We start from the raw sequence: 13,176 nt of genomic DNA, 5'->3' as shown, positions 1-13,176 counted from the left end.
TGAGCCAGGATCAAACTCTCCGTGAATGTTTACTCGGCCAAGAAACAACTCGGCCGGTACAACACCACGAGAGCGGTGCGAGAGGAGGAATAGTCCCCTCGCACACAGCGTCCTCGCTGTGTTTTTCAAAGGAACCTCGTCCCGATCGTGATGACCGGAGACGGGGTATCAACATATCTGGCGTTGATTTTTGGCACGCTGTTGAGTTCTCAAGAAACGGCCGCTTCCTTTGTACTCACCCTCTCGGGCTTTCCTCCGGGCGCTTCCCTTCGGTCTTGCGTTTCCGACTCTATCAGACCGTTTGCCGATCCGATTTCCTCGGTGCTTTCCAGGTTCCCGCTCTCGCGTTTCCCTTTCCGGCGGTTCCGACTTTATCAGAAGTTCTGAGTCGGTTTTCCCACCCGCTCCGGGCATCCGTGTCCAGCGCGTGAAGTGCTGGGGTTCCCGGTTGGGCGGAGCCGTAAACGTACTGGAGCGGGGCGCCTCGATGCAAATCGAGGCGCCCCGCTCCTGGTTCGGACCGACGAGGCGTCAGACCTCCACGACCACCGGCAGGATCATCGGCCTGCGGCGATAGGTGTCCGAGACCCACTTGCCGAGGGTCCGGCGGACGAGCTGCTGGAGCTGGTGGGGCTCCACGACGCCGTCCTGGGCGGACCGCTCCAGGACCTCGGTGATCTTCGGGAGGACGTCGGCGAAGGCCGAGTCCTCGATGCCGGAGCCGCGGGCCTGGACGTGCGGGCCGCCGGTGATCTTGCCGGTGGAGGCGTCCACGACCACGAACACCGAGATGATGCCCTCGTCGCCGAGGATCTTCCGGTCCTTCAGCGCCGGCTCACCGACATCGCCGACCGAGAGGCCGTCGACGTAGACGTAACCCGCCTGGACCTTGCCGGAGATCTTCGCCTTGCCCTCGACCAGGTCGACGGCCACGCCGTCCTCGGCGATGACGATCCGGTCGTGCGGGACACCGGTCAGGGCGCCCAGCTCCGCGTTCGCCCTCAGGTGGCGCCACTCGCCGTGGACCGGCATCAGGTTCTTCGGGCGGCAGATGTTGTAGAAGTACAGCAGCTCGCCCGCGGACGCGTGGCCGGAAACATGCACCTTGGCGTTGCCCTTGTGGACGACGTTGGCGCCCCAGCGGGTCAGGCCGTTGATCACGCGGTAGACCGCGTTCTCGTTCCCGGGGATCAGCGAGGACGCGAGGATGACCGTGTCGCCCTGGACGATGCGGATCTGGTGGTCACGGTTGGCCATGCGGGACAGGGCCGCCATCGGTTCACCCTGGGAGCCCGTGCAGACGAGGACCACCTCGTGGTCGGGCAGGTCGTCCAGCGTCTTGACGTCGACCACCAGGCCCGGCGGCACCTTCAGGTAGCCGAGGTCGCGGGCGATGCCCATGTTGCGGACCATGGAGCGGCCGACGAAGGCGACCCGGCGGCCGTACTCGTGCGCCGCGTCCAGGATCTGCTGGATGCGGTGGACGTGGCTGGCGAAGCTCGCCACGATGATCCGCTTGCGGGCGCCGGCGAAGACCTGCCGCAGGACGCTGGAGATGTCGCGCTCGTGCGGGGTGAAACCCGGGACCTCGGCGTTCGTGGAGTCGGCGAGGAGGAGGTCGATGCCCTCTTCGCTCAGCCGCGCGAAGGCGTGCAGGTCCGTGAGGCGGTTGTCCAGCGGGAGCTGGTCCATCTTGAAGTCGCCGGTGTGCACCACCATGCCGGCGGGGGTGCGGATGGCGACGGCCAGGGCGTCCGGGATGGAGTGGTTGACGGCGACGAACTCGCAGTCGAAGGGGCCGATGCGCTCGCGGTTCCCCTCCGCCACCTCCAGGGTGTACGGGCGGATCCGGTGCTCCTGGAGCTTGGCCTCGATCAGCGCGAGGGTGAGCTTGGAGCCGATCAGCGGGATGTCCGGCTTCTCGCGGAGCAGGAAGGGGACGCCGCCGATGTGGTCCTCGTGGCCGTGCGTGAGGACGATGCCCTCGATGTCGTCGAGGCGGTCCCGGATGGACGAGAAGTCCGGCAGGATCAGGTCGATTCCGGGCTGCTCCTCCTCGGGGAAGAGCACTCCGCAGTCGACGATCAGCAGGCGACCGCCGTACTCGAAGACCGTCATGTTTCGGCCGATCTCGCCGAGGCCGCCGAGCGGGGTGACCCGCAGGTCACCCTCGGGCAGCGGCGGGGGCGGGCCGAGTTCGGGATGCGGATGACTCAAAAGACTCTCCTCACCACGCGCGCCACGTACCGGTAGGGCACGTGGCGCGCATGACGTTCGTGCGTAAGCAGTTGTCGTTGTCGAGTGCAGGCACCGGTGGCCTGCGTCTTCAGTTGTTCTTCAGTTGTGAAGCCCCTGTGGTGCCAAGTCTGTTGTCAGAGCTGTACCCCGCCGGCGGCAAGATCGATCTTGAGCTGCGCGATCTCCTCGGGCGAACACTCGACCATCGGCGAGCGCAGCGGTCCGGCCGGCAGTCCCTGGAGGGCCAGGGCGGCCTTGGTGGTCATGACTCCCTGGGTGCGGAACATGCCGGTGTAGACCGGGAGCAGCTTCTGGTGGATCTCCGTGGCCTTGACGACGTCACCCGAGGTGTACGCGTCCACCAGGGCGCGCAGGTCGGGGGTGACCAGGTGGCCGACGACGGAGACGAAGCCGACCGCGCCCACGGAGAGCAGCGGGAGGTTGAGCATGTCGTCGCCGGAGTACCAGGCGAGGCCGGACCGGGCGATGGCCCAGCCGGCGCGGCCGAGGTCGCCCTTGGCGTCCTTGTTGGCGACGATCCGGGGGTGCTCGGCGAGCCGGACGAGGGTCTCGGTGCTGATCGGGACGCCGCTGCGGCCGGGGATGTCGTAGAGCATGACCGGCAGGCCGGTGGCGTCGGCGATGGCCGTGAAGTGCCGGTACAGGCCCTCCTGCGGGGGCTTGTTGTAGTACGGCGTGACGACCAGGAGGCCGTGGGCGCCGATCCGCTCGGCTTCGCGGGCCAGTTCGATGCTGTGGTGGGTGTCGTTGGTGCCGACTCCGGCGACGACGTGGGCGCGGTCTCCGACGGCCTCCAGGACGGCTCGTACGAGGTCCGATTTCTCCGCGTCACTGGTGGTGGGGGACTCGCCGGTGGTGCCGTTGATGATCAGGCCGTCGTTGCCTGCGTCCACCAGGTGGGCGGCGAGTCGCTGCGCGCCGTCGAGGTCGAGTGCGCCGTCCGCCGTGAAGGGCGTGACCATGGCGGTGAGGACCCGCCCGAAGGGGGTCTGCGGAGTCGAGGTCGGAGCCATGGGTAACACGCTACTCGGTGCTCGATGCGGGATGTGCCCTCGGGGTATCGGGAAAGTCAGGACAAAGAGGGAGCCCGGCACTGCCTGCTCGGGGGTTCAAGCAGTGCCGGGTCCGTTTGATCAGGCTAGATGAACTTCTCTAAATGCCGCAATACGGACACTTCGCCAGGCTGACCCGTACATCCGTTCCCGACAGGGGAACAAGGCTTCGTTACGGGGCCACACGCCCGTTCGCGTTGAAGGCGGCGTACGTCAGCGGCATGAGCCCGGCCCACTCCGCCTCCATCTTCTCGCCCACCATCTCGATCTCCCGCTGCGGGAAGGACGGCACCTTGGCCAGCTCGTGCTGGGTGCGCAGGCCGAGGAAGTGCATCAGGGAGCGCGCGTTGCAGGTGGCGTACATCGAGGAGTAGAGGCCGACGGGGAGGGCGGCGCGGGCCACCTCGCGCGCGACGCCCTCGGCGAGCAGCTTCTGGTAGGCCGCGTACGCCTGCTCGTACGACTCCCGCAGGGCGCTGCTCACGGCCTCGTGCTGGGCCGGGGTCCCCTCGACGAAGACGTACTTGCCGGGGCGGCCCTGCTGGACGAGCTTGCGGTCGGCACCGGGGACGTAGAAGACCGGCTGGAGCTCGCGGTAGCGGCCCGACTCCTCGTTGTACGACCAGCCGACCCGGTGCCGCATGAACTCGCGGAAGACGAAGATCGGGGCGCTGATGAAGAACGTCATCGAGTTGTGCTCGAACGGGCTGCCGTGCCGGTCGCGCATCAGGAAGTTGATCAGGCCCTTGGAGCGCTCGGGGTCCTTCTTCAGCTCGTCCAGGGACTGCTCGCCGGCGGTGGAGACGCGGGCGGCGAAGAGCACGTCGGCGTCCGAAGCGCTGGACTTCACCAGCTCGACGGTGACGTCACTGCGGAACGTGAGCGACTCGGGGGTGGTCACGGGGGTTGGGGTCCTTCCCATCACTGCGGTGGTTCGCGACCACCTTACGGGGGCACCCGGCGGAGCCTGGCACCACCTCACCCCAAAAAACGCACCCACGATTTTTTCGGACATGGGCACCTTTTGTGTCACTCGATCGTCTGTATCGGTGAAGTCCACACATTCGATCACCAACCCTGAGAGGAACGGCACCACGATGTTCCGTCGGCGCGAGCCCGTACCCTTCGCCTTCCTGGCCGAGGCGGACAGGTTCCGCAGCAATGTCACTCCCCCGCCCCGTCGGCGCGCGTCCTTCGGCGAGATGGCCGGACGCTGGCTGCTGGGCCTCACCATCGTCGCCGGCCTCATAGGCGCCCTGGTCCTGGGCATGCCGGCGCTCTCCACGCCGTCCGATACGCCGGCTCAGCAGTCCCAGGCGTCCCAGGGGCACTGAGCGCGGGCACTGCCCCTTCCGGACGCTCACGGCTGGTGGGCGGGAACGGGGCCGGATAGCCTCACCGGCACAGCCCCCGTGAGGACCGAGTGAGGACCAGCCGTGCCCCTGCCCTTCCTGACGGCCGAACGCACCTTCGAGACGACGGCCGAGAGTGCGCTGCCGTACGACGATCCGGACCGCTGGCGGCGCCCGTACCGTCCCGGTCCCTGGCGAGTGGGCCTGGCCGCGCTGGTGCTGCTGCTCGCCTCGTTCGTCCTGTTCGCCGCCGTGCTCACCGCGCTCACCGGCTCGCCGGCCGACGCCGGGGTGGTCCTCGGCGTGGGCCTGGCGATCGTCGTCGGCGCGCTGCGGTTGCTGCGCATGGGGGTGTGGGTGAGCCGGCGCGGGCTGCGCCGGACCGGCTTCCTGGGGACGCGGACGGTGCCGTGGGCGGGGGTGGTCTCGGTGCGGACCGCGCAGCAGCCGGTGCGCTGGCTGGGTCTGCCGCGCACCGTGCAGGGGCAGGCGCTGGCGCTCGTACGCAAGGACCGGCGTCCGGAGGACACCCCGCCGCTGCTCACCACGCACGGCCTGGACTTCCTCGGCCGGCCGATGGCCTTCGACCGGGCGGCGGACGCGGTGGAGGCGTGGGCGGCGGAGTACGAGGGCCGCTGAGCGAACGGTGCGGTGGGGCGGTCCTGCGGGGCCGCGCTGTCAGGCGGCCTGGACCGGCTTTCCGTCGTGCAGGGCGATGGCCCTTTGCATCGCCTTGCGGGCACGGGGGGTGTCGCGGGCGTCGTGGTAGGCGACGGCCAGGCGGAACCAGCAGCGCCAGTCGTCCGGGGACGCCTCCGCCTCGGCCTTGCGCTTGGCGAACACCTCGTCGGCCGAGTCGCGGTCGATCCGGCCGCTGGGCAGGCGCCTGAGCTCGTCGAGCGGCAGGCCGCCCTCGGCGTCGAGTTCGGCGGCGAGCTGGTTGGCCTTGCGGACGAACTGGGTGTTCTTCCACAGGAACCACAGGCCGATGAGCGGCAGGACCAGCACCGCCACACCGAAGGTGACGGTGACGACCGTGCCGGACTGGATGAGCATCACGCCGCGGCTGCCGACCAGGACGAAATAGAAGACCAGGACGGCGGCCGTGACGAGGTAGGTGATCTTCGCGCGCATCGGAGGCGTCTGTCTCGGCTCGGTCGTCTCAGCTCAGGTCCAGGAAGTGCTCCAGGCCGAAGGTGAGGCCCGGAGTGGTCACCACGCGGCGCGCGCCGAGCAGGATGCCCGGCATGAAGCTGCTGTGGTGCAGGGAGTCGTGGCGGATGGTGAGGGTCTCGCCCTCGCCGCCGAGCAGTACCTCCTGGTGGGCCAGCAGGCCGCGCAGGCGGACGGCGTGCACGGGGACGCCGTCGACGCTGGCGCCCCGCGCACCGTCCAGGGCCGTGACGGTGGCGTCCGGCGCCGGTGCCGTCCCGGCCGCCCGGCGGGCCTCGGCGATGAGCTGGGCCGTGCGCGTGGCCGTACCGCTGGGTGCGTCCACCTTGTTCGGGTGGTGCAGCTCGACCACCTCGACCGACTCGAAGTACGGCGCGGCGATCTGCGCGAACTTCATCGTCAGCACGGCTCCGATGGAGAAGTTCGGCGCGATGAGCACGCCGGTCTCCGGGGACTGGGCGAGCCAGCCCCGCAGCTGCGCGAGGCGGTCCTCGGTCCAGCCCGTCGTACCGACGACGGCGTGGATGCCGTGGCGCACGCAGAAGTCCAGGTTGCCCATGACCGAGGCGGGGGTGGTCAGCTCGACGGCGACCTGGGCGCCGGTCTCCGCCAGCGTCTCCAGCTTGTCGCCGCGGCCGAGCGCGGCGACCAGCTCCATGTCCTCGGCGGCCTCGACCGCCTTGACCGCCTCCGACCCGATCCGGCCCCCGGCACCGAGGACCGCCACGCGCAGCTTGCTCATGTTCCTGTTTCCTAACCGGTGGTGTTTCAGGCGACCGCGTCGTGCAGCCGGGAGGCCTGCTTGTCCTTGAGCGGGCCGATGACCGACAGCGACGGGCGCTGTCCCAGGATGTCGCGGGCGACCTCGCGGACCTCGTCCGGGGTGACCGCCTCCATCTTCGCGAGCATGTCGTCCACGGACATCTGCTCGCCCCAGCACAGCTCACTCTTGCCGATACGGTTCATCAGCGCGCCGGTGTCCTCCAGGCCCAGGACCGTGGAACCCCGCAGCTGGCCGATGGCGCGGGCGATCTCCTCGTCGGAGAGGCCGTTCTGCGCGACGTGGTCGAGTTCGTCGCGGCAGATGCGCAGGACGTCGTGCACCTGGCTGGGCCGGCAGCCGGCGTAGACGCCGAACAGGCCACAGTCCGCGAAGGCGGAGGTGTACGAGTACACGCTGTAGGCGAGGCCGCGCTTCTCCCGGACCTCCTGGAAGAGGCGGGAGGACATGCCGCCGCCGAGGGCGGTGTTGAGCACGCCCATGGCCCAGCGTCGGTCGTCGGCGCGGGCGATGCCGGGCATGCCGAGGACGACATGGGCCTGCTCGGTCTTGCGGGCGAGCAGCTCGACCTTGCCGGAGGTGCGGATCGTACGGCGGCCCTCGCGCGGGGCGATGGGCCGCGCGTCCGGGTCGCGGAGGGTGCCGGCCTTCTCGAAGGCCGCGCGGACCTGCCGTACGACCTTGTTGTGGTCGATGTTGCCGGCGCAGGCGACCACGAGGTGGGTCGGGTCGTAGTGCTTCCGGTAGAAGCGGCGGATCCGGTCGGCGGTGAGGGCGTTGACCGTGTCGACCGTGCCGAGGACCGGCCGGCCGAGGGAGTTGTCGCCGAACATGGTGTGCGCGAACAGGTCGTGCACGCAGTCGCCCGGGTCGTCCTCGGTCATGGCGATCTCTTCGAGGATCGCGCCGCGCTCGACGTTGACGTCCTCTTCGAGGATCAGCGAGCCGGTCAGCATGTCGCAGACGACGTCGATGGCGAGGGGCAGGTCGGTGTCGAGCACGCGCGCGTAGTAGCACGTGTACTCCTTGGCCGTGAACGCGTTCATCTCGCCGCCGACCGCGTCGAGCGCGGAGGAGATGTCGAGCGCGCTGCGGCGGGTCGTGCCCTTGAAGAGCAGGTGCTCCAGGTAGTGCGTCGCGCCGTTCAGGGACGGGGTCTCGTCGCGGGAGCCGACGTGCGCCCAGATGCCGAAGGTGGCGGAGCGGACCGAGGGCAGGGTCTCGGTGACGATGCGCAGGCCGCCCGGGAGGGTGGTCTTGCGGACCGTACCGATGCCGGCTGTGCCCTTGATGAGGGTTTGGGTACGGGCGACGGCCCGCGCCTCCGAAGAGGGGCGGGCCGTCACCTTGGAGCTACGGGACGTCACTGCTCGGCGTCGTCCTTCGCGGTCTCGTCGCCTTCCTCGCCCTCGATCACCGGAACGAGGGAGAGCTTGCCGCGGGAGTCGATCTCGGCGATCTCGACCTGGACCTTCTGGCCCACGCCGAGCACGTCCTCGACGTTCTCCACGCGCTTGCCGCCGGCGAGCTTGCGGATCTGCGAGATGTGCAGCAGACCGTCCTTGCCGGGCAGCAGGGAGACGAACGCACCGAAGGTGGTCGTCTTGACGACCGTACCCAGGTACCGCTCGCCGACCTCGGGCATCGTCGGGTTCGCGATGCCGTTGATCGTGGTGCGGGCGGCCTCGGCGGAGGGGCCGTCGGCGGCGCCGATGTAGATCGTGCCGTCGTCCTCGATGGTGATCTCGGCGCCCGTGTCCTCCTGGATCTGGTTGATCATCTTGCCCTTGGGGCCGATGACCTCACCGATCTTGTCGACCGGGATCTTGACGGTGATGATCCGCGGAGCGTGCGGGCTCATCTCGTCGGGCCGGTCGATGGCCTCCATCATCACGTCGAGGATGTGGAGGCGGGCGTCGCGGGCCTGCTTGAGGGCCGCGGCCAGGACGGAGGCCGGGATGCCGTCCAGCTTGGTGTCGAGCTGGAGGGCGGTCACGAAGTCCTTGGTGCCGGCGACCTTGAAGTCCATGTCACCGAAGGCGTCCTCCGCACCGAGGATGTCGGTGAGGGTGACGTAGTGCGTCTCGCCGTCGATCTCCTGGGAGATCAGACCCATGGCGATACCGGCGACCGGGGCCTTCAGCGGCACACCGGCGTTCAGCAGCGACATGGTGGAGGCGCAGACCGAGCCCATGGACGTCGAGCCGTTGGAGCCGAGGGCCTCGGACACCTGGCGGATCGCGTACGGGAACTCCTCGCGCGTCGGCAGCACCGGCACCAGGGCGCGCTCGGCGAGGGCGCCGTGGCCGATCTCGCGGCGCTTCGGGGAGCCGACGCGGCCGGTCTCACCGGTGGAGTACGGCGGGAAGTTGTAGTTGTGCATGTAGCGCTTGCGGGTCACCGGGGAGAGGGTGTCCAGCTGCTGCTCCATGCGGAGCATGTTGAGGGTGGTGACGCCCAGGATCTGGGTCTCGCCACGCTCGAACAGCGCGGAACCGTGCACCCGCGGGATGGCCTCGACCTCGGCGGCCAGGGTGCGGATGTCGGTGACACCGCGGCCGTCGATGCGCTTCTTCTCCTTGATCACGCGCTCGCGGACCAGCTGCTTGGTGAGCGAGCGGTACGCGGCGGAGATCTCCTTCTCGCGGCCCTCGAACTCCGGCAGGAGCTTCTCGGCGGCCAGACCCTTGACCCGGTCCAGCTCGGTCTCGCGCTCCTGCTTGCCGGCGATGGTGAGCGCCTGGGCCAGCTCGGGGCGGACGGCCGCGGTCAGCGCCTCGAACACGTCGTCCTGGTAGTCCAGGAAGATCGGGAACTCGGCGGTCGGCTTGGCGGCCTTGGCGGCGAGGTCGGCCTGCGCGCGGCACAGGACCTTGATGAAGGGCTTGGCGGCCTCCAGACCGGCGGCGACGACCTCCTCGGTCGGCGCCTCGGCGCCACCCTCGACCAGCTTGATGGTCTTCTCGGTGGCCTCGGCCTCGACCATCATGATCGCGACGTCGCCGTCCTCCAGGACGCGACCGGCGACGACCATGTCGAAGACGGCGTCCTCAAGCTCGGTGTGCGTCGGGAAGGCGACCCACTGGCCGCGGATCAGCGCGACGCGGACGCCGCCGATCGGGCCGGAGAAGGGCAGACCGGCCAGCTGCGTGGACGCGGACGCGGCGTTGATCGCGACGACGTCGTACAGGTGGTCGGGGTTGAGGGCCATGATCGTGGCGACGACCTGGATCTCGTTGCGCAGGCCCTTCTTGAAGGACGGGCGCAGCGGACGGTCGATGAGGCGGCAGGTGAGGATGGCGTCCTCGGACGGCCGGCCCTCACGGCGGAAGAAGCTGCCGGGGATCTTGCCGGCGGCGTACATCCGCTCCTCGACGTCCACCGTCAGCGGGAAGAAGTCGAGCTGGTCCTTGGGGTTCTTGGAGGCGGTGGTGGCCGACAGCACCATGGTGTCGTCGTCCAGGTACGCCACGGCGGAGCCGGCGGCCTGCTTGGCCAGGCGGCCCGTCTCGAAGCGGATGGTGCGGGTGCCGAAGGGACCGTTGTCGATGACGGCCTCGGCGTAGTGGGTCTCGTTCTCCACTAGCGTTTTCTCCGTTACGTATCGTCTTTCGTCCCTTGGCTGCCCGTGTGGCAGGGGGACGGTGGCGGAGAAGCGCTCCGTGCGGTGCGGGCCGGTCTTCGATCGAAGCACCCGGGGCTCGCTTCCCCCCGGGGGCCACTACCGAGGACCGGCGGCGGCTGGGTGCGCTCCTCCTCGTTCTGTGACGTACCCCGTCGTGCTGTGGCGTACGTCGTTCCGTGTCGTGCGTATTGCGTTGTGCTACCACACTACAAAGCGTGAGTGACACTCCGCACGTCTCCGCACATACGGCGGAGGGTTCCGGCTGCGCGGCAGGGCCCCGCATACGGCAAAGGGAGCGGCCCCCGAGTGCTTTCGGGAACCGCTCCCCTCATGGCGTCTTACCGGGCGCCAGCCGCACCGCGGCGGATGCCGAGGCGGTCGACCAGCGCACGGAAGCGCTGGATGTCCTTCTTCGCCAGGTACTGGAGAAGGCGGCGGCGCTGACCGACGAGGATCAGCAGGCCACGGCGGGAGTGGTGGTCGTGCTTGTGGGTCTTGAGGTGCTCCGTCAGGTCGGAGATCCGACGGGAGAGCAGGGCGACCTGGACCTCGGGGGAGCCGGTGTCACCCTCCTTGGCACCGAACTCGGCGATGATCTGCTTCTTCGTAGCGGCGTCGAGCGACACGCGTACTCCTCATAGTCTGTTGAGTGCCACCGAGTGCCCCCGGTCTACATCTCGGGGGAGCTTCCGTTACTCGGGAGGCGGGGATCCGCTGGGCGCGGCCTCCAGAACGAGCACGGGGCGGTTCCGGGGGCGCGTACACAAACGGCCGTCACTCAGGGTACCAGGCGATGGCGGGCACCTTACGCCCGGTCGGCGAACCGCCCTGGTGGGGCGGTCCCGGCCACTAGGGTGAGCGCCGGACCGTACCTACCTCGGGAAGGGGTCGCTGCACGATGGCGGAAACGGAAGCGGAGATCAAGGCGCGCAAGGAGCGGGAGCGGGACGAGCTGTACGCCCTCGACATCTCGGGCGTCGAGTGGCACTGCGCACCGGGCACGGAGGAGCACGAGGAGCGGGTCGAGATCGCGTACCTGCCCGGCGGGGCGGTGGCGATGCGGTCCTCCCTCGACCCGGACACGGTGCTGCGCTACACCGAGGCGGAGTGGCGGGCGTTCGTGCTGGGGGCTCGGGACGGGGAGTTCGATTTGACGCCTATGGCTCATAACGGGGGGTTGGACGGGTAGTGGGCCACGCATGAGAAAGGGCGGCACGCGCGCGTTGCCGCCCTTTTTGCCGTCCGGCTCCTCGCCGGCGACGGCCCGCTTCCGCCGTCCGGCTCCCTAGCTGGTCATGGCCCGCGCCTGCGCGTACACGTCGAAGACGGCCAGGGCCAGCGGGATCAGCGTGAGCAGGACGAAGCTCTCGGCGATCTCCAGGAAGCGCCCCCAGAAGGGGGTGACACCGCGCCGTGGGGTGATCAGGGCGATCGCGGTGACCAGGGCGGTGGCCGCGGCGACGGCGGCGGCGAGCCAGACGCTCCGGATGTCGAGGGCCGTGGTGTCGCCCCGGAAGGCGTCGATCAGGTACCCCCGCGGCGGGTTCAGGGCCAGCCCCAGGCCGAGGAAGACGATGGCGGCGAAGCCCGCGGCCAGGGTGGCGCCGACCTGTGCGGTGTAACGGAACAGGTGCGCCCGCATGAGCATCGCCACGCCGGTCGCGAGAGCCAGCAGCTGGGCCCAGATGTCGCTGGAGAAGCCGAGGACGATGGACGCGCCCACCGCGACGAGAGCGCAGCCGCCGACGAGGCCGACGAGGAGTTCGTGGCCGCGCCGGGCCTGTGCCGCCACGCGCTCGGCATCCACGGGCTCCTGGGGCGCTGGCTCACCGGTGTCGTAACCGCCGCGGGACGGGTTGGGCGGTTCGAAACCAATGGGCAGCCGCGCGAAACGCATGGACAGGCCGGGGAGGAAGGCCAGCGCCACCACGGAGAGCGGGGCGCAGACGGCGGCCGTTTCGATGGGCTTCAGCTCGGTGAGGATCGCGGCGAAGGTCGTGACCAGACCGATGGCGGAGGCAAAGAGGAACGCCACGAAAGGTCCGTCGCCGCCCGGCGACACCAGGGTGAGCACCAGGGAGGCGACCAGGACGGTCGTGCAGGCGAGCAGGAACTGCAGTCGTCCGACGCCCTCACCGGCGGAGAGCGACAGCAGGCCCGAGCCGGCCACGGCCACGTTGGGCAGGGCGCCGAGTCCCAGCGCGACGGCGGAGCCCCGGTCGTCGTACACGCGCGCGCGTACGCACGCGATCGTGACGAGCAGGATGCCGCAGACGCCCGCGATGATGCCCTGAAGGCTGTGCATGTCGTGCCGGACCTGCGAGCTCCAGGCCACGAACGCGAGCAGCGCGGGCAGGACGCCGCCCGCGACGAGACCGGCGGCGCGGGTCAGGTCGCCGCTCCACAGGGTGCGGTCCCGGGTGACGGCGGCGGCCACCGCCTCGGAGACGTCGTCGAGGACGGCCGGGGGCAGCGACTCGGCGAACGGGCGCAGAGTGAGCAGCTCGCCGTCGAGGATGCGCTGGGCCGTGAAGGACCGGGCGCCGTCGAGGACGGTGCCGTCACGGCGTACGAGGTGGTAGCCGACCGGAGCGCCCTCGGCGGGGCTCTGCTGGGACAGGCGCAGGATCTCCGGGTAGAGGTCGGCGACCGGTACGTCGTCGGGCAGCGCGACGTCGATGCGGCTGTCGGGCGCCACGATGGTGACGCGGCAGAAGCCGAAGCCCATACCCGCCCCGGAAGGGGCTCCGGTGCCCGGTCCACCGGTCGCGCCGGCCGGCACGGAGGCCGTCATGCTCACCTGCTGTTCCCCCTCGTCGGTGGTGGGGCGGCCTACGGTGCCACCGCGCACCTTCCGCCCGTAAAGATGCTGTGTAGGTTGTGCGACGCCTTCCCGGTCCGCCTGCCGACCGAGCGGTTCTGGCCGATCCGCGG

At 69.6% G+C, this 13,176-nt stretch carries 12 protein-coding genes; 3 read left to right on the top strand and 9 right to left on the bottom strand.

Annotated features, from left to right (window positions below; genetic code table 11):
• Window positions 1-531: 531 nt before the first annotated feature.
• The 3 genes from IE273_RS38870 to thyX form a co-directional block, all read right to left on the bottom strand.
• Window positions 532-2,217 (bottom strand): ribonuclease J, encoded by a 1,686-nt coding sequence (locus tag IE273_RS38870; protein WP_189819848.1) that lies wholly within the window; start codon window positions 2,215-2,217, stop codon window positions 532-534.
• A 155-nt stretch (window positions 2,218-2,372) separates the two neighbouring features.
• Window positions 2,373-3,272 (bottom strand): 4-hydroxy-tetrahydrodipicolinate synthase, encoded by a 900-nt coding sequence (gene dapA, locus IE273_RS38865; protein ID WP_189819847.1) that lies wholly within the window; start codon window positions 3,270-3,272, stop codon window positions 2,373-2,375.
• Between the two features lie 211 nt (window positions 3,273-3,483).
• Complete coding sequence (thyX, locus tag IE273_RS38860) at window positions 3,484-4,233, bottom strand: FAD-dependent thymidylate synthase (protein ID WP_189819846.1); 750 nt, start codon at window positions 4,231-4,233, stop codon at window positions 3,484-3,486.
• 175 nt (window positions 4,234-4,408) lie between these two features.
• On the opposite strand from thyX, the gene IE273_RS38855 reads away from it, so the two are divergent.
• Complete coding sequence (locus IE273_RS38855) at window positions 4,409-4,645, top strand: hypothetical protein (protein ID WP_189819851.1); 237 nt, start codon at window positions 4,409-4,411, stop codon at window positions 4,643-4,645.
• Between the two features lie 102 nt (window positions 4,646-4,747).
• Complete coding sequence (locus IE273_RS38850) at window positions 4,748-5,302, top strand: SCO5741 family PH domain-containing membrane protein (RefSeq protein ID WP_189819845.1); 555 nt, start codon at window positions 4,748-4,750, stop codon at window positions 5,300-5,302.
• A 39-nt stretch (window positions 5,303-5,341) separates the two neighbouring features.
• On the opposite strand, the gene IE273_RS38845 is transcribed toward IE273_RS38850, so the two are convergent.
• From IE273_RS38845 to rpsO, 5 genes are all read right to left on the bottom strand, one after another.
• A complete protein-coding gene (locus IE273_RS38845; RefSeq protein WP_189819844.1) occupies window positions 5,342-5,797 on the bottom strand; it encodes a tetratricopeptide repeat protein in 456 nt (151 codons plus the stop codon).
• Between the two features lie 28 nt (window positions 5,798-5,825).
• Complete coding sequence (dapB, locus tag IE273_RS38840) at window positions 5,826-6,578, bottom strand: 4-hydroxy-tetrahydrodipicolinate reductase (RefSeq protein ID WP_189819843.1); 753 nt, start codon at window positions 6,576-6,578, stop codon at window positions 5,826-5,828.
• A 26-nt stretch (window positions 6,579-6,604) separates the two neighbouring features.
• Window positions 6,605-7,984, bottom strand: coding sequence for a M16 family metallopeptidase (locus tag IE273_RS38835; RefSeq protein WP_189819842.1), 1,380 nt, complete (start codon window positions 7,982-7,984; stop codon window positions 6,605-6,607).
• A complete protein-coding gene (locus IE273_RS38830) occupies window positions 7,981-10,200 on the bottom strand; it encodes a polyribonucleotide nucleotidyltransferase (RefSeq protein WP_014675378.1) in 2,220 nt (739 codons plus the stop codon). Before IE273_RS38830 ends, IE273_RS38835 begins: the two co-directional genes overlap by 4 nt.
• A 380-nt stretch (window positions 10,201-10,580) precedes the next feature.
• A complete protein-coding gene (gene rpsO, locus IE273_RS38825) occupies window positions 10,581-10,868 on the bottom strand; it encodes a 30S ribosomal protein S15 (RefSeq protein WP_014675377.1) in 288 nt (95 codons plus the stop codon).
• Window positions 10,869-11,140: 272 nt separating this feature from the next.
• Between rpsO and IE273_RS38820 the strand changes: the two genes are divergently transcribed.
• The gene (locus tag IE273_RS38820; protein WP_014675376.1) at window positions 11,141-11,431 is read left to right on the top strand and encodes a DUF397 domain-containing protein; all 291 of its coding nucleotides are present in this window, start codon (window positions 11,141-11,143) and stop codon (window positions 11,429-11,431) included.
• 96 nt (window positions 11,432-11,527) lie between these two features.
• Here the strand turns inward: IE273_RS38820 and eccD are convergent, their stop codons facing one another.
• Window positions 11,528-13,036 carry a type VII secretion integral membrane protein EccD gene (gene eccD, locus IE273_RS38815; protein ID WP_189819850.1) on the bottom strand — a complete coding sequence of 503 codons (1,509 nt, stop codon included), beginning with the start codon at window positions 13,034-13,036 and terminating at the stop codon, window positions 11,528-11,530.
• Between the last annotated feature and the right edge of the window lie 140 nt (window positions 13,037-13,176).

The sequence above is a fragment of the Streptomyces olivaceoviridis genome (assembly GCF_014650115.1).
In the GTDB taxonomy this organism is placed as follows: Bacteria; Actinomycetota; Actinomycetes; order Streptomycetales; family Streptomycetaceae; genus Streptomyces; species Streptomyces olivaceoviridis.
Note: the sequence above shows the minus strand (reverse complement) of the source record. Positions and strands in the feature narration are given on the sequence as shown.